The organism is Nocardia wallacei (genome assembly GCF_029869545.1).
In the GTDB taxonomy this organism is placed as follows: Bacteria; Actinomycetota; Actinomycetes; order Mycobacteriales; family Mycobacteriaceae; genus Nocardia; species Nocardia wallacei_A.
The window spans coordinates 24920-41174 of sequence record NZ_JARWQD010000093.1 but is presented as its reverse complement, the minus strand read 5'-3'; the positions used below and the strand labels follow the sequence as shown (position 1 = coordinate 41174).

At 69.5% G+C, this 16255-nt stretch carries 16 protein-coding genes; 9 read left to right on the top strand and 7 right to left on the bottom strand.

The annotated features are described in order from the left end of the window. Together rpoB and QH290_RS06190 are read right to left on the bottom strand one after the other, a co-directional pair. The coding region (rpoB, locus tag QH290_RS06195; protein WP_280382222.1) for a DNA-directed RNA polymerase subunit beta at window positions 1–2391 on the bottom strand (2391 nt) is incomplete at its 3' end. A 204-nt stretch (window positions 2392–2595) separates the two neighbouring features. Continuing rightward, the gene (locus tag QH290_RS06190) at window positions 2596–3501 is read right to left on the bottom strand and encodes a LysR family transcriptional regulator (RefSeq protein ID WP_280382225.1); all 906 of its coding nucleotides are present in this window, start codon (window positions 3499–3501) and stop codon (window positions 2596–2598) included. Between the two features lie 102 nt (window positions 3502–3603). Here QH290_RS06190 and QH290_RS06185 point away from each other — a divergent pair, with 102 nt between their 5' ends. From QH290_RS06185 to QH290_RS06175, 3 genes are all read left to right on the top strand, one after another. Continuing rightward, window positions 3604–4662, top strand: a complete 1059-nt coding sequence (locus tag QH290_RS06185; protein ID WP_280382220.1) for a YncE family protein — start codon at window positions 3604–3606, stop codon at window positions 4660–4662. A gap of 92 nt (window positions 4663–4754) precedes the next feature. Continuing rightward, complete coding sequence (locus QH290_RS06180; protein WP_280262624.1) at window positions 4755–6302, top strand: FAD-binding protein; 1548 nt, start codon at window positions 4755–4757, stop codon at window positions 6300–6302. A 14-nt stretch (window positions 6303–6316) separates the two neighbouring features. Then, window positions 6317–7381 (top strand): DUF2332 domain-containing protein, encoded by a 1065-nt coding sequence (locus QH290_RS06175; protein WP_280382219.1) that lies wholly within the window; start codon window positions 6317–6319, stop codon window positions 7379–7381. A gap of 28 nt (window positions 7382–7409) precedes the next feature. On the opposite strand, the gene QH290_RS06170 is transcribed toward QH290_RS06175, so the two are convergent. Then, window positions 7410–8027, bottom strand: coding sequence for a carboxymuconolactone decarboxylase family protein (locus QH290_RS06170; protein WP_280382218.1), 618 nt, complete (start codon window positions 8025–8027; stop codon window positions 7410–7412). Then, window positions 8024–8338 (bottom strand): hypothetical protein, encoded by a 315-nt coding sequence (locus QH290_RS06165; RefSeq protein ID WP_280262618.1) that lies wholly within the window; start codon window positions 8336–8338, stop codon window positions 8024–8026. The genes QH290_RS06170 and QH290_RS06165 overlap by 4 nt, the downstream gene beginning before the upstream one ends. 160 nt (window positions 8339–8498) lie before the next feature. Between QH290_RS06165 and QH290_RS06160 the strand changes: the two genes are divergently transcribed. The 3 genes from QH290_RS06160 to QH290_RS06150 are packed head-to-tail and all read left to right on the top strand — an operon-like array spanning window position 8499 to window position 10734. Then, entirely contained in the window at window positions 8499–8630 is a 132-nt protein-coding gene (locus QH290_RS06160) for a hypothetical protein (protein ID WP_280382217.1), read from the top strand. Next, window positions 8631–9149, top strand: a complete 519-nt coding sequence (locus QH290_RS06155; RefSeq protein ID WP_342213713.1) for a class I SAM-dependent methyltransferase — start codon at window positions 8631–8633, stop codon at window positions 9147–9149. Window positions 9150–9186: 37 nt separating this feature from the next. After that, entirely contained in the window at window positions 9187–10734 is a 1548-nt protein-coding gene (locus QH290_RS06150; protein WP_280382216.1) for a phytoene desaturase family protein, read from the top strand. Between the two features lie 9 nt (window positions 10735–10743). Here the strand turns inward: QH290_RS06150 and QH290_RS06145 are convergent, their stop codons facing one another. Together QH290_RS06145 and QH290_RS06140 are read right to left on the bottom strand one after the other, a co-directional pair. Continuing rightward, window positions 10744–11523 carry a class I SAM-dependent methyltransferase gene (locus QH290_RS06145; protein WP_280262613.1) on the bottom strand — a complete coding sequence of 260 codons (780 nt, stop codon included), beginning with the start codon at window positions 11521–11523 and terminating at the stop codon, window positions 10744–10746. Window positions 11524–11568: 45 nt separating this feature from the next. Next, window positions 11569–12129 carry a dihydrofolate reductase family protein gene (locus QH290_RS06140; protein ID WP_280262610.1) on the bottom strand — a complete coding sequence of 187 codons (561 nt, stop codon included), beginning with the start codon at window positions 12127–12129 and terminating at the stop codon, window positions 11569–11571. 187 nt (window positions 12130–12316) lie between these two features. Here QH290_RS06140 and QH290_RS06135 point away from each other — a divergent pair, with 187 nt between their 5' ends. Then, entirely contained in the window at window positions 12317–13780 is a 1464-nt protein-coding gene (locus QH290_RS06135) for a threonine/serine exporter family protein (protein WP_280382215.1), read from the top strand. Here QH290_RS06135 and QH290_RS06130 read toward each other — a convergent pair. Continuing rightward, entirely contained in the window at window positions 13757–14383 is a 627-nt protein-coding gene (locus QH290_RS06130) for a DUF459 domain-containing protein (RefSeq protein ID WP_280382214.1), read from the bottom strand. The genes QH290_RS06135 and QH290_RS06130 overlap by 24 nt on opposite strands. Window positions 14384–14489: 106 nt before the next feature. On the opposite strand from QH290_RS06130, the gene QH290_RS06125 reads away from it, so the two are divergent. Then, window positions 14490–15269, top strand: coding sequence for a 2OG-Fe(II) oxygenase family protein (locus QH290_RS06125; protein WP_280262604.1), 780 nt, complete (start codon window positions 14490–14492; stop codon window positions 15267–15269). Then, complete coding sequence (locus QH290_RS06120; protein ID WP_280382213.1) at window positions 15256–16110, top strand: SDR family NAD(P)-dependent oxidoreductase; 855 nt, start codon at window positions 15256–15258, stop codon at window positions 16108–16110. Before QH290_RS06125 ends, QH290_RS06120 begins: the two co-directional genes overlap by 14 nt. Window positions 16111–16255: the final 145 nt, after the last annotated feature.

Below are 16255 nucleotides of genomic sequence, written 5' to 3'. Positions count from 1 at the left end.
CGCCCGCAGCAACCGCTCCTCCGGCGTCAGCTCCGTCTCACCCTTCGGCGTGACCTTGCCGACCAGAATGTCACCATCGCGGACCTCCGCACCGATGCGCACGATGCCACGCTCGTCCAGATCCGCGAGCACCTCGTCGGAGACATTCGGAATATCCCGGGTGATCTCCTCCGCACCGAGCTTCGTATCGCGAGCGTCGATCTCGTGCTCCTCGATGTGAATGGACGTGAGCACATCGTCCTCGACCAGGCGCTGCGACACGATGATCGCGTCCTCGTAGTTGTGACCCTCCCACGGCATCACCGCCACCAGCAGATTCTTCCCGAGGGCCATCTCGCCGCTGTCGGTACTGGGACCGTCGGCGAGCACCTGACCTGCTTCGACCCGCTGCCCCTCGTCCACGATCGGACGCTGGTTGGCGCAGGTCCCCTGATTGGTGCGCGCGAACTTGCGCAACCGATAGGACTTGCGGCCGCCGTCGTCGGCCATGACGGTGATGTAGTCGGCCGAAACCTCCTCCACCACACCGGCTTTCTCGTTCACGACCATATCGCCCGCATCGATCGCCGCGCGCAGCTCCATGCCCGTGCCGACCACCGGTGCCTCGGACCGGATCAGCGGCACGGCCTGCTTCTGCATGTTCGCACCCATCAGGGCGCGGTTGGCGTCGTCGTGCTCGAGGAACGGGATCATGGCCGTCGCCACCGACACCATCTGGCGCGGTGACACATCCATGTAGTCGACGCGGGCGGTGTCGACGAGCTCGACCTCGGAATTCTTGCGGCGCACCGGGATTCGCGGCGAGACGAAACGCCCCGCGGCATCGAGCGCCTCGTTCGCCTGCGCCACCACGTGGCGGTCTTCCTCGTCGGCGGTCAGGTAGACGACCTCGTCGGTCACCGTGCCGTCGACCACTTTTCGGTACGGCGTCTCGATGAAGCCGAACGGATTCACCCGCGCGTACACCGACAGGTAGCCGATCAACCCGATATTCGGGCCCTCCGGCGTCTCGATCGGGCACATCCGCCCGTAGTGGCTGTAGTGCACGTCGCGGACGTCGAGTCCGGCGCGTTCGCGGGTCAGGCCGCCCGGCCCGAGCGCCGAGAGGCGACGTTTCTGGGTCAGGCTCGCGAGCGGATTGCGCTGGTCCAGAAATACCGACATCTGCGAGGTGCCGAAGAACTCCCTGATCCCGGCGACGACGGGGCGGATATTCATCAGGGTCTGCGGCGTGATCGCCTCGGCGTCCTGGGTCGTCATGCGCTCGCGCGCCACGCGCTCCATGCGCGACAGCCCCACCCGGACCTGGTTCTGGATCAGCTCACCGATGCTGCGCAACCGACGGTTGCCGAAATGGTCGATGTCGTCGACCTCGACCGGGACCTCGACGCCGCCGGGCGCGGTCATCACCGCATCGCCCGCGTGCAGGCGCAGCAGGTACTCGATGATCGTGACGAGATCTTCCTCGGTCAGCACCCGCGACCCGCCGGTGCGGATGCCGAGCTTCTTGTCGATCTTGTAGCGGCCCACCCGGGCCAGGTCGTAGCGCTTCTCGGCGAAGAACAGGTTCTCCAGCAGCGCCTGCGCCGACTCCTTCGTCGGCGGGTCGCCCGGACGCAGCTTGCGGTGGATGTCGAGCAGCGCCTCGTCGGTAGTCGCGATGCTGTCCTTCTCCAGCGTGGACATCATGATCCCGGAGAAGCCGAAGCGTTCGGTGATCCGCTCGCCGGTCCAGCCGAGCGCCTTGAGCAGTACCGTCACGGGCTGGCGGCGCTTGCGGTCGATGCGCACGCCCACGGTGTCGCGCTTGTCGACGTCGAACTCCAGCCACGCGCCACGGCTCGGGATCACCCGGACGCTGTGCAGCAGCTTCTCCGTGCCCTTGTCGATGGACCCGTCGAAATACACACCCGGTGAACGAACCAGCTGCGAGACCACCACACGTTCGGTGCCGTTGATCACGAAGGTGCCCATTTCGGTCATCATCGGGAAATCGCCCATGAAGACCGTCTGCGATTTGATCTCACCGGTGTTGTTGTTGATGAACTCCGCGGTGACGAACAGCGGCGCCGCGTAGGTCAGATCCTTATCCCTGCACTCGTCGACGGAGGTCTTGACCTCCTCGAAGCGCGGGTCGGAGAGCGACAGCGACATCGTCGCGGAGAAGTCCTCGATCGGGCTGACCTCCTCGAGCACCTCCGCCAGCCCGGCGCCGATCAGCCACTCGAAGGATTTGGTCTGGACATCCAGCAGCCCCGGAACCTCCAGGGGCTCATGGAGTTTGGCGAACGAGACCCGCTTCGGCGCGCCACGCACTCCGGTATCGGCGGAAATTTCGGCATTGGTCCGATTCGAGACTGCCAAGATGCGTCCTTCCAGCTGTATTCGCATTGCGCACCGGTGCCGGACGCCGCCCGAGCACAGACAGCATCGCCTTCCACATCAATAGACATTCCGAGAGTCGACAGCACGCGCCCCGGCGCGAGATCCCAAATTACACCCCGAATCGACCCATGTCGAGAGGCAAAACCAAAATAGACATCCGAATACTCGGTGCCTTCCCCTTTCAATAATGGCACCCCGATATACCGGGCGTCAAGTCGCTCGGCGGGAATGCTCCGCGCGAAACGTCGCGGTCAGGCGGCGGCGAAACCATCGGTGCGCGGGATCGCCGTCGTTGCGCGGGTGCCACGCGATCCCGATTTCGATCGCGGGGAGCTCGAGCGGGATCGGGAAGGTGCGCAGGCCGTCGCCGCGGTCCGGTCCGTAGGCGGCGGTCAGGGTCACGAGGTCGGTGGAGCGCGCGAGCAGCATGGCGCTGGTATGGCTGGGGACGACCACGGCGACCCGGCGGCGCAGCCCGATCCGGCCGAGGGCGTCGTCGATCGGGCCGCGCTGCCGGCCGCGGCGGGAGATGCCGATGTGATCGGCCGCGGCGAACCGCGCGGCGTCGATCGGCGCGTCGAACAGCGGATGGCCGGAGCGGGCCACGCCGAGGACGGGCAGTGTGGCGAGGTGTTCGTGCCGGATCTCGGGGTCGAGGTGTTGCAGCGCACCGACTTCCACATCGATCTCGCCGCGGCGCAGCGCCGGGGTGCCCTCCAGCGCCTCGGGCACGAACACGATATCGGCGCCGGGCGCCTCCCGGCGCACGCTGTCGAGCAGCGGTATCGCGAGACCGAGCAGGAACAGCTCGCCGGTCTGCACGGTGAAGGTCCGCCGGAGGTCGCCGGGATCGAATTCCGTTCCGGGACGAAGGATCTGGTCGGCCCGGTGGAGTACCGCGCGCAGTTCCTCGCGGATTTCCACCGCCCGCGGCGTGGGCACGAGCCCCTGCCCGGCGCGCACCAGCAGCGAATCGCCCGTCATGCGACGCAATCTCGCCAGCGAGCGGCTGACCGCGGGCGGCGAGGTGCCCAGCCGTTCCGCGGCGGCGGTGACGCTGTTCTCCTGCAGCAGCACGTCGAGAATACGCAGCAGGTTCAGGTCCTTTGTTATCACAGTAGTCAATTATTGATGATCAACTCTTGCATTGTTCGATAAACACACTGCGTGGAGGGTGGGGAGCAGAGGCTTTACCCGCAGACCCAGGAGGCAAGCGCCGTGACCATTCCCCATGCCCGCGCCGACCGCACCGGTGACGTGCTGGCCGTCGTCAGCCAGAGCGGCCCGACCGTGACATTCTTCGACGCCGTCACCGACGAGCCGATCGGCGCGGTCGAGGTGCTCGCCGAGCCCCACGAATTGTGTTTCGACCCGGTGCAGCGCCTGCTGTGGTGTACCAGCGCCTACGCCTCGGGCTACTACCACGACAACTCCGGGCGGCGCACCCGGGTGACCGTGATCGACCCAGACTCGTTCCGCGTGGTCGAGGTCGTCGATCTCGCACCGGAGCACGGGCCGCACGGCATGGCCCTCGATGCCGCCCGCGGCCGCCTGTACGTCAGCGTGGAGGGGAGCGACGACCGGACGGGCGGTGTCGTCGTCATCGACACCGCAACCCGAAAGCCGTTGGGCCGCATCGATACCGGTGCTCCCGGACCGCACTGGTTCGTCATCGATCCCACCGGCGAGAAGGGTTACGCGAGCAATAAGGAGGCGCCGTTCGTGTCGTGTGTGGATCTGTCCGCCGGGACACTCACCGCGACGGTGGAGGTGCCGGGCAGCGAGGGGCTGGCGGTGTCGGCGGACGGCCGCGAACTCTATGTCGCGGCGCCCTACGGCCCGCTCGGATCCGGCGGCGCCGAGCGGCCCCCGAACGGCATCCGAGTCATCGATACCGCGAGCGCCTCGGTCGTGGATCTGCTGCCCACCGAGCACGTGGTCTTCCCCGTATGCCTGACCACCACCGGAATCCTGCTCACCGGCGAAGTGCGGATGTCGGCCGACCAATCGTCGGCGCTCGGCCGCCACCGGCCGGGCAGGCTCAGCGCCTTCTCGACGGCGACCCGGAAACCGATCGCCCGGGTGGAGCTGACCGGCGAGTTCCCGCTGACGATCACCGCCGCACCGGACGGACGGCTGGGTTACGTCGCGACCGTGGCCTCCTCCATCGTCGACATCATCGACCTGCGGACCTGGGAGCTACTGAATTCGCTGCCGATCGCCAAGCGCGGCGAGCCCGGTGCGCACGGCCTGGCCTACCTCCCGCGCGCCCACTGACCCGCCCCACTCCTGGAGACCGGGACGATCGGTGTACACGGCGGCGCCGCGACACCTAGCGTCGAAATCCTGGCGAACCTCAGGGAGTTGCGGTGACGGTCTGGAACGAAGAAGTCGATGTGCTGGTGGCGGGGTCGGGCGGGGGACTGGCCGGGGCGTATACGGCGGCCCGGGAGGGACTGTCGGTGGCCGTGGTCGAGGCGACGGACAAATTCGGTGGGACGACGGCGTATTCGGGCGGGGGCGGCATGTGGTTTCCGTGCAACCCGGTGCTGCGGCGGGCAGGGGTGGACGACACCGTCGACGACGCGCTCACCTACTTCCGCGCGGTCGTCGGCGATCGGACGCCGGATGCGTTGCAGCAGACCTACATTCGCGGCGGCGCCGGGGTGATCGAGTATCTGGAACAGGACGAATGCTTTGCGTTCCAGCTGTTTCCGTGGCCGGACTATTTCGGCAAGGCGCCCGGTGCCCGGACCGACGGGAAACGTCACATTGTTCCGGTCCCGCTGCCCGCCGCCGAACTCGGCGCGCTGCGCGACTCCGTGCGGGGCCCGCTCGCCACCGACCGGCACGGCGACCCGGCGCCCAAGACCCTGATCGGCGGGCGCGCCCTCATCGGCCGGTTTCTGCTCGCGCTGTCCCGATATCCCAGGGCCGCACTGCATTCGAACTCGGCGCTCGTCGAACTGGTCGTGCGCGACGGCACGGTGACCGGGGCCGTCGTGGAGCGCGGCGGTGAGCGAGTGGCGATCCGGGCGCGCCGCGGTGTGCTGCTGGCAGCGGGCGGATTCGAGGGAAACGACCTGCTGCGCAAGCGATTCGGCGTGCCGGGCCGGGCCCGCGACACCATGGGCCCGTGGGGCAATGTGGGCAGGGCGCACGAGGCGGGCATGGCGATCGGCGCGGACACCGATCTGATGGATCAGGCGTGGTGGTCGCCCGGGATGATCCACCCGGACGGTCGCGCGGCGTTCGCACTGTGGTTCACCGGAGGCATTTTCGTGAATCGGGAGGGCGTCCGGTTCGTCAACGAGTCGGCACCCTACGACCGGCTGGGCCGCGAGATCATCGCGCGGCTGCACGACGGCGCGATGACGCTGCCGTACTGGATGATCTACGACGACTCGACGGGACCGGTGCCACCGGTGCAGGCCAGCAACGTGCCGATGGTCGATACCGCGCGCTACGTGGAGGCGGGCCTGTGGCACACCGCCGATTCGCTGCCCGAACTCGCCGAGCGGATCGGGGTGCCGGGCGCGGCGCTGGCCGCTACGGTCGCGCGGTTCAACGAGTTCGCCGACGCCGGTGTGGACGCGGACTTCGGGCGCGGTGACGAGGCCTACGACCGGGCCTTCTCGGAGGGGAGGTCGCCACTGGTGCCCATCCGGAAGGGCCCGTTCCACGCGGCCGCGTTCGGCATCTCCGACCTGGGCACCAAGGGCGGGTTGCGCACCGATACCGCGGCCCGGGTGCTCGACAGGTCCGGAGCACCGATCCCGGGGCTGTACGCGGCGGGCAATACGATGGCCGCGGTCAGTGGCACGGTGTATCCGGGCGGCGGCAACCCGATCGGGGCGTCGGTGCTGTTCAGCCATCTGGCGGCGCTGGACATGCTCGGCGCCCGACCGACGGGTTAGGGCATAGTGCAGGCATGTCTCTTGTGCGGCAGTTCGACCTACAGGCCCGGGCCTGCGCGAAACTGGGTTCTCCGCTGTATGCCGCACTGCTGACCGGCATCTCGCGAGACATCGAGGCCGATGGGCCGTGCGCGCGGGTGCTCGCCGAGCACGCGGAGGCGCCGCCCGCCGACGCCGTGCCGTTGCGCTTGCTCGGCGGCGTGCACGCGCTGGTCCTGACGGGGCAGGCGCCCGAATTGGCGGCCTACTATCCGAGCGCCGCCGGGGCACCGGCGCGCGCCGCCGAAGACGGTGCCCGGGAAGCGTTTCGGGAGGTCGTCGCGGCGCACCCCGAATGGATTCGGGACTGGCTGACCAGACCACCCCAGACCAACGAGGTCGGCCGGGCCGTTCCGCTGCTCGCCGGGCTGCTGGCGGCCGTCGACGCGATCGCGCTGCCGGTGCGGCTGCTGGAGCTGGGCAGCAGCGCGGGCCTGAATCTGCGCGCGGACCGGTTTCACTGGTACACCGACGATTTCGAGTGGGGACCGCCGGATTCGCCCGTCTCCCTCGGCGGGGCCTGGGCGGGTGCCGTGCCCGGCTGGCTGGCGCGAGCGGCGCGGCGCCATCCGCGGCTCACCGTCGTCGAACGCCGCGGCTGCGATCCGGCGCCGCTGGATCCGCTGTCACCCGGGGGCGCACTGGCGCTGCGGTCCTACGTCTGGCCCGACCAGCGGGAGCGGGCCGCACGCCTGGACGGGGCGCTGCGGGTGGCCGCGCGGATTCCCGCCGATGTCACCGCCGTCGGCGCCGCCGAGTTCCTGGCGCAGGTCGAGCCCGTGCCGGGAACGCTCACCGTCGTGTGGCATTCGGTGATGCGCCAATACGTTCCGCGCGATCAGTGGGTGCTGGTGACGAAGGAATTGGATCGGCTCGCCGCGGCGAGCGGCCCCGACGCCGGATTCGCCCATATCGCCTTCGAGCCGATGGCGCGCAGCGGCAGCGGTTTTCCGCTCACCGTGCGGATCGGCAACGGCCCGGCAGTGGAGCTGGCCCGCGCGAAACCGCACGGCATCCCCGCCTTCGTCGCCCAGGAATAACCATCGGGCACACGCGTTTTCACGCCCGCTACCCCGCCGAGGACAGAAACTTCACCGTGGGTGGCGTGTTGTAGCCCATCCGGCGCAGGAACCACCTCGTCAGCGTCAGCGCCCGGCCCTGCGGCGGGACGCCGCCCATCGTGTCCATGATGCGGTTGATGGTGTGGAACGCGACGCTGATGCGGACCGCTTCCTCCAGGGCCGCATCCGTCACCCCGGCGGCGCGCACGCGCTCGACGTCGGCGGGTTTCACATCGTTGGGCGCCTCGGCCAGTTTCGCCAGGAAGTCCAGGACGACGACGACTTCGATGCGCTGACCGGATTCGGCGGGCCGCTGCAACGCGCGGATCACCAGCTCCGGCGTCTGGTAGCTCTCGGCGACGGTCTGGTGGCAGGTGCGGCAGAAGTCGCACCGGTTGCGGTCGGAGGTGAAGGTGGCGAACAGTTCTCGCTCGCCGACGCTCCACGCCGACGGTCCACGCATCAGGTCCTGGAGCAGGTCGCCGAAGGGGGTGCTGAAGTAGCGGTGCCGGTAGAGCAGCACCTTGATCACGTCGGGCACCTCGCTGCGGCCGAGTACGCGCATGGCGCGCAGCGTCCAGCGGCCGGGGAGGTCGTGCCCGTGGTCGACGATATCGAGTCTCATGGCCGTTCCTCCATCGCGCGCAGGGCGGCCCGCAGTCGCCGATCGGCGGCGCCGGCGGCCGCGACCACCGTGGTCTCGAACACCTCGTCCTGGGAGCGGCCCGCGGTCAGCGTGGCGACCTGTTCGTCGGTGACGCGGTAGGCGTGGCGGGCCACGGTGTCGACGAACGGCGCCAAGTCCTCCGGGAGTGCCGACGCCTCACCCCCGGAGGCCGCCTCGAACACCGATCCGCGGAGGTCGGCGGGCAGCGCGGCGGGGGCCGATCGGAGGTGCTCGACGAAGCTGTCCCAGCGGTCTGCTCTCGATCCCATGCGCCCATGATGCCTGATCTTCCGCGGGCGCGAACTGTATTACGGCAGAACACTTTTCACGCGACGGCCGAGCCGTCCGGGGCGGCGATCCGATAACACCGTAATAGCGCAGGCCGTCGGCCGGGGGACGGTGTCGGACCCGATCCGTAAACTCGCGGCGGTGACGGGAGTTGAGGATGTGCGGCGCACCCGCGAGGCCTACGACGAGGTGGCGGAACTGTACGCCGAGATCAGTGCTGGCGTGATGCAGGCCCAGCCCCTGGACCGCGCCATGTTCGGCGTCTTCGCCTAACTGGCGCAGGGGCGCGGGCCGGTCGCCGATATCGGTTGCGGGCCCGGGCGGGTCACCATCCACCTGGACGGCCTCGGGCTGGATGTGTTCGGCATGGATCTGTCTCCGGAGATGATCCGATTGGCCCGGGCCGCGCATCCGCACCTGCGGTTCGAGATCGGCTCGATGGAACGGCTGGACCTGCCCGACGCCACGCTCGGCGGGCTCGTGGCCTGGTACAGCATGATTCACACGCCGCCGGAGCGGGTGCCGGGCATCGTCGCCGAATTCGATCGGGTGCTGACCGACGGCGCCCCGCTGCTGTTGGGCTTCCAGGCCGCCGACGACGAGATCCACGACGTGCAGCCCTACGACCACCGCGTGGCGCCGGTCTTCCGATGGTCGCTGCGCCGGATGTCGGAGGTGCTGCTCGCCGGTGGCTTCCGCACCATCGCGCAGCTGCGGCGCCCACCCGATCCGGACGAGCGGTGCCCGCACGGGTACCTGCTGGCGAGGAAGTCGGCGACACCGGCCGACTGAGCGTCCCGGGCCCCGGATTTCGTGGTATCCAGGCCGGATGCAGCCGACACATGCCTCGTATGACGTCGTCATCGTCGGCGGCGGCCACAACGGACTGGTGGCGGCCGCCTATCTGGCCCGGGCCGGGCGCTCGGTGCTGGTGCTGGAGCGCCGCGGCCACACCGGTGGCGCGGCGGTCTCCGAGCGCGTCTTCGCCGGGATGGATGCGCGGCTGTCGCGGTACTCGTACCTGGTGAGCCTGCTGCCGCGGTCGATCGTGCGGGATCTGGACCTGCGATTCGAGACCCGCCGCCGCCGGATCTCGTCGTACACGCCGGTCGGCGACACCGGCCTGCTGATCGACTCGGCCGACGAATACCGTACGCGCGCAAGCTTTCTCCGGCTGACCGGCAGCGAGGCGGACTACCTCGCGTGGGAGCGGTTCTACGCGATGACCGGCCGGTTGGCCGAACGGGTATTCCCGACGCTGACCGGCCCGCTGCCGACCCGCGCCGAATTGCGGCGCCTGGTCGACGATCCCGCCGCCTGGGAGGCGATCTTCGAACGCCCGCTGGGCGAGACGATCGAGGCGCGCTTCGCCGACGATACGGTGCGTGGCGTCGTGTTCACCGACGCGCTGATCGGCACCTTCACCCACGCCCACGATCCGGCGCTGCGCCAGAACCGCTGCCTGCTGTACCACGTCATCGGCGGCGGCACCGGCGATTGGGATGTGCCCCTCGGCGGCATGGGTGCGCTGACCGACGCACTGGCCGCGGCCGCCCGCGCCGCCGGGGCCGAACTGCGCACCGGCCACGAGGTCACCGCGCTCGAAACCGACGGCCGCACAGCCGAAGTCCGCTACGGCGGCGGTGCCGTCGGCGCCCGGCACGTGCTGGTGAACGCCGCACCGGAGGAGTTGTCGCGGCTGCTCGGTGCGGAGCCCACCGACCGGGCCGAGGGCGCTCAGCTCAAGATCAATATGCTGCTGCGGCGGCTGCCCCGGCTCCGGGATGCGGTGGATCCGCGCGATGCGTTCGCCGGAACCTTCCATGTCGCCGAGGGATACGCGCAGCTGGAGCGCGCCTACCGCGAGGCCGCGGGCGGGGCCCTCCCGGCCGCCCCGCCGTCGGAGATCTACTGCCACACGCTCACCGACCCCTCGATCCTCGGTGGGAAACTCGCCGAGAGCGGCGCGCACACTCTCACATTATTCGGATTACACGCTCCGGCAAGGCTTTTCGTCGACGACCCCGAGAGGGTGACCGCGAATCTCGTCGAATCGACACTGGCGCAGTTGGATTCGGTGCTCGCCGAGCCGATCCGCGACTGCCTGGCCGTCGACGGCGACGGCCGTCCCTGTCTCGAGGCGAAGACTCCCCTGGACCTCGAGCGGGAGCTGGGCCTGCCCGGCGGGCATATCTTCCACCGCGACCTGGAATTCCCGTACCGCAGCGACGATGCCGGGGACGCTCCGGCCGACCGCTGGGGAGTGGGCACCGCGCACCCCAATGTATTCCTGTGCGGCGCAGGGGCGGTCCGCGGCGGCGGCGTGAGCGGTATCGGCGGGCACAATGCGGCGATGGCGGTGCTGGAGACGCGCTGAGCCCCGCCGTCAGCCGAGGACGGTGCGAATCACCAAGGTGCGCAAGGGAAGGTCGAATTCTCCGTCCCGCGTCTCCGGACGACCGCGCAGATATCCTGTGATGCGCCCGAGGATCTCGGCCCGCTCCCGCGGCGATACGACCAGGACGTGTGAGTGGGTGCCGATCGTCTCCGCGAGACTCTCGGCGGTGCGCCGGTGGGCGTGCGGAAAATAGGAACGCTCGAACGGCCGGAACAGCGGATGGGACGGCTCCGCGTCCTGGGCGCGCCGCTGGAACGACACCTGCGATCGCGACAGCCGATCGAGCTCGGCCACCCATTCGACCGACGAGTCGTGCATATTCCAGAACGCCGCCAGCACCCCGCCCGGCCGCAGCACCCGCGCGATCTCCGGGAACGCCTGCGGCGGGTCGAACCAGTGGAACGACTGCCCGGCCACCACTGCGTCCGCCGAATCGTCCGGCAGCGGAATACTTTCCGCGCTTCCGGCCCGGACGGCGACGCCGGGATGCTGCCGCGCGAACTCCGCCCGCATCGCCTCGTCGGGTTCCACGGCCGTCACCCGCGCACCGGCGTCCACGAATCCGGCGGTGAGTTTTCCCGTCCCCGCCCCGAGATCGATGACCTGCGGTGCGGCGATGTCACCGAGTGGTTGCAGCGCCCATCGGATGCCCGCGGGCGGATAGTCGGGGCGATGGGTGGCATAGGCCGCGGCCTCCGCGCCGAACGAACCGGCCCGCCGCGCGTGCAGTTCGGCCTCGCCTGTCCTCGATTCACCGGACTCACCCATCCGGCCCATGCTATCCGCCGGGCGGCAACGGGTCCCGCAGATATATCAGTCGAAACTCGGCCGGGTGACGGAGTTCTCGGTGACCCGGTAGGTCGCGAGGATCACCCCGTTGTCGAGCACCTCGGACTCGGCCAGCGCCAGCGTCGCCTCCTGCTCGGTGTCGCCGAACAGGCGCAGGCCGCTGCCGAGCAGCACCGGGTAGATCACCAGCCGGTATTCGTCGACGAGCCGGTGGTCGCGCAGGTAGCCGATCAGGCTGCCGCTGCCCATCAGCAGCAGGTTGCGGTCGGCCTTCAGCTTCGCGACACCCTCGGCGACATCACCCTCGATCCGCTCGGCATTCCATTCCAGTTCGGTCAGGGTCGTCGTCGCCACATGCTTGGGCATGCTGTTCATCTTGACCTTGTAGTCGCCCTCCTCCGGATGCTCCGGCCAGGACGCGGCGAACATCTCGTACGACGAGCGGCCCAGCAGCAGCGCGTCGGCCTCGCCCATCTCGGCGTCCTTGTAGCGACCGATGCCGTCGCTCCAGAACGGTGCGGTCCACAGCGGATCCTGAATGTATCCGTCGAGCGAAACGAACTCGGCGACAACGACTTTCCCCATGATGAAACCTCGATTCGGTCCTGCCTGGCACCGACCCGGAAGTGGCTCGGCGCGTACTCCTCCATGCAGACGGGACGGCTCACGGTAACTAATCGGTGATTCGGCAACCGGTCGGCGTGCCACAGATTCGCGCACCGAGGCGCTAGCCTCACCGGGAAGCCATCAGGTTGCCGATCGAGGAGGCGCAGTGCCGCGACGCTCTCCGGCGCGCGCCGACATGGGTCCCCGCGACGCCCCGCGCCGCTGGTCGTCGGCCGCGGCGCGGCTGGCGGGCCCGGTCCGCGACTGGATACGCGGCCACCATCGGCAGCGCGCGGAGGCGCCGCGGCCGGACGAGCCGCCGATCCCCACCGACCTGCTCGACCTGCTGCGCCGGGTGGGCGTCGCGCTGATCGGCTCGGTCGAGACGACCAACCGGGTCCAGGTGATCCTCGAGGATCTGGCGCACCGCTACGGCTACGACGAGGTGCGCTTCTTCGTGCTGCCCACCGCGGTATTCGTGCGCGTCGAGGATGCGGGCGGCAATACCTATATCGACCTGCTCGACGCCGATGTCGGCACGCTGCGCCTGGATCAGATCGACAGGTTGTACCGCCTGATCGCCGAGATCAAGCGGACGCTGCCACCGCCCGCGCGGGCCACCGCCGAGCTCGAGACCATCCTCGACGCGCCGCCACCGACCGCGATCTGGCTGCAACTGCTCGGCAATGTGGTGCTCACGCTGGGCCTCGGCATGATGCTCAACCCGTCGGCCCGGGCGCTGGTCGGCTACTGCGTCCTGGGCCTGGTGGTCCAGGTGCTGATCATGCTGGCCGACCGGTTCCGGCTGCTGCGGCTGGCGCTGCCGGTGGCCGCCGGGGCCACGGTTACGCTGCTGGCCTTCGGGTTTCCCGCGGTGTTGTCCGGGGGTTATCCCACCCAGCTGATCGTCCCGGCGGTCGCCGCCCTGCTGCCCGGCGCGGTGCTCACCAACGGCACCATCGAACTCGCGACCGGATCGATGGTGGCGGGGTCCAGCCGACTCGTCTACGGCATCAACATGCTGTTCCTGCTGGCGTTCGGGATCCTGGTGGGTTTGCAGATCATCGGGACCGACCCGCACCGGATCGAGACGGTGGTGCAGCTGGGTTGGTGGGCGCCGGTGCTGGGGGTGCTGCTCATCGGCCTCGGACATTCCTGGCGCTCCAGCGCGCCGCCGGATTCGATCCTGTGGCTGCTGGTGGTGCTGTACGCCACCTATTGCGCGCAGGAACTCGGAAAACTGTCCGGCGGCGATCTTTTCGGCGCGTTCCTCGGTGGACTGGTCGCGGTCCCGGCCGCGTACCTGATCCAGCGCGACCGGCACGCGCCACCCGTGCAGGTGGTGTTCCTCCCGGCGTTCTGGATGCTGGTGCCGGGCACCATCGGACTGACCGGGGTGTCCGAGCTGGTCACCGGCGTGGGTAGCGACGGCGTGCACGTCATCGTCACCACGCTGCTGACCATCATGGCCATCGCGCTCGGCGTGATGGTCGGTTCCGGACTGGTCGCGACCAAGCGCCCGCACCTGATGCCGATGGTGCAGAAGCTGCTGCCGGAGGGCACCTCGATCACCCGCGGCCGCGAGAGCGCGCATCGCGACGGGGTGTCACCGGACGGCGGGCAGTCCTGACCCGGGTTCGGAAAGCCACAGCAGCCAGTGCGGCACGATGAGCGCGGCGAACTCCTCGTAGCCGTCGGCGCTGGGATGGTAGCCGTCGCCCGCGGTGACCTCGCGCATCCAGGTTCCGCTCTGCCGCAGCGGCTGGTGCACGCGCACGTACGAAACGCCCTCGGCGTCACAGACTTCGGAGAACTCCGCATCCAATTTCTCGGTGCGGCCGTTGTGTTCGTCGTCGTCGACCGGGGGCGGCGCGACCATCAGTGTCGGCCAACCGAGTTCGCGCGCCCGCCGCAGCATCGCGGTCAGGTTGGCCACCGACCGCTCCGTGGCCACCCAGGCGCGGCCGTCCTCGGACATGGTGTCGTTGACCCCGAAGGAGAACACCACCCGGCCGTCGACGTCGGCGGGCAGCCGCGGCGCGCATTCGGCCTCCCAGCGCTCCGCGATCTCGGTGGAGGTCTGCCGGCGGACGCCGAGGTTGTAGTAGGTCAGTGGTTGCCCCGCCCCCGCGGCCCGCGCCGCGAGGCGGCCCGCCCAGCCCAGGCACTGCCGATCTCCCAACCCGGCAACCAGCGAATCCCCCACGAAGCAGATACGGACGTCACGAACCACAGAGTGATCGTTGCACGCTCAACGGTCATTGTCGGGACAAAGGCCGGAATCCACCCACAACGTGCACGCAATAGGATCTCGGGGGATTGTCCGGGAGGGAGTACGCATGGCAACCGAGGCGCCGCTACCGCGGTGGTTCACCGATCTGCTGGCACATCGCCGCTGGATCCGCCGGGCTCGGCCGTTTCCGCACGTGTACGTCCGCGACGTGTTCGTGGCGGAGTTCTATCGGCGACTCGCCGAGGAATTCGAGCGGGTGCACCGGGAACAGGGCCGGTTCACACCGGTCGCCGACGGCTACAGCGCGACGGGACTGAGTCTGGTCGCGGTGCGCAACGGCCCGCTGGAGGTGTTCCTGTCGCGGGCCTGGCACGACCTGATCGAGCGGGTGGCCGGGGTGCGGGCCAGCGGCGATGTCGAAGGCTCGCTGCATCATCACGCGCCGGGCAGTCCGCGGGGCTGGCCGCATCACGATCTGACACCGGCCTGGTTCCCTGCGGAACCGCCGGAATCCGGCGCGGTCGGGCTGCCCGGCCCCACGATCGATCTGCGCACCGGCGAGCGGCCCGCGGGAACCGCTGCGCGCGAGCTGGTGCGCGCGGTCGCGGTGCTGTTCTATCTGAACAACGAGCCGTGGCGGCCGGGCGACGGCGGGGAAACCGGGCTGTTCGCGCATGCCGACGGGGGCGAGAATGCCGCGCCGGGATCGACGACACTGGTTCCGCCGCTGAACAATTCGATGGTGGTGTTCGAGTGCACGCCGCGGTCGTGGCACACCTTCGTCGGTGCCAATGCTGCCGCCCGCAACTGCGTGGTGATGTGGCTGCACCGGCCCAAGGACGAGGCGGTACGCCGCTGGGGAGGAGATCGCATTGCCGACTGGTGACAACCGCCGCGTCTGCCTGCTGACCGGAGCGGGCGGCACCCTGGGCGACGCCTTCTGCCGCGCCTTCCACACCCGCTACGACATCGTCGCGGTGTGCCGCACCCGGGTGCCCGCCGCTCCGTCGCAGGACGAATGGTTCATCGATCCGCTGGAGCCGTCGACGCCGTTGCCCGAGAACGCCTCCCGCGTCTTCGTGGTGCGCGCCGACCTGAGCCGCGACGGTGAGGTGGAACGGGTGGTCGACCTGGCGCTGGCGAAGTTCGGGACCGTGGATCTGCTGGTGAACAATGCCGCCCACACCCGGATGCAGCCGCGCGGTGTCGTCGACGGCGACGCCGCGCTGGACGAGTTCGACCCGCATTTCGCCTTGAATGTCGGTGTGCCGCTGCGGTTCTCGACGCGGCTGGCGCAGCGGCTGTGGCTGCACAGCGATGCCGAGAACCGTGCCCGCAACCGCAATATCGTCAATGTCTCGAGCATCTCCGGTTCCGAGGTCTATCCGGGCGGGCAGGCGATCTACGCGGCCTCGAAGGCGGCGCTCAACCAGCTGACCCGCCATCTGGCCGCCGAATTCGCCGAGTTCGGGGTGCGCGCGAATGCCATCGCCCCCAACTCCTTTCCCGCGCTGGTGCCGACCGACCAGGTGGCCGCGTCCATCGCCGAACTCGACGCGGGCACGATGACCGGCGGCGTCTACAGCGTCGGCGGGTCCGAGGGGGAGGCGGGCAACGGGGTCGCGGGCGCTCGATCGGTCGGCGATATCCCGGGCGCCGCACGGGGCGACCTGACCGTGTCCCCGACCGCCGGCGGGCGTCATGCCCGACCCGAGCCGACGGTGTGAGCCCGCCCGGCCGAGACACCCGGGACGGCGCTGCCGAGCGGGCGCGACCGGCACCCGCGCGGTGGCAGCGGCGTGTTGCCACCGGTCGGCTCGCGGCGCTGCTGCATACTCACACGCGAGCCGACCCCGGGACCGACGCCGCTCC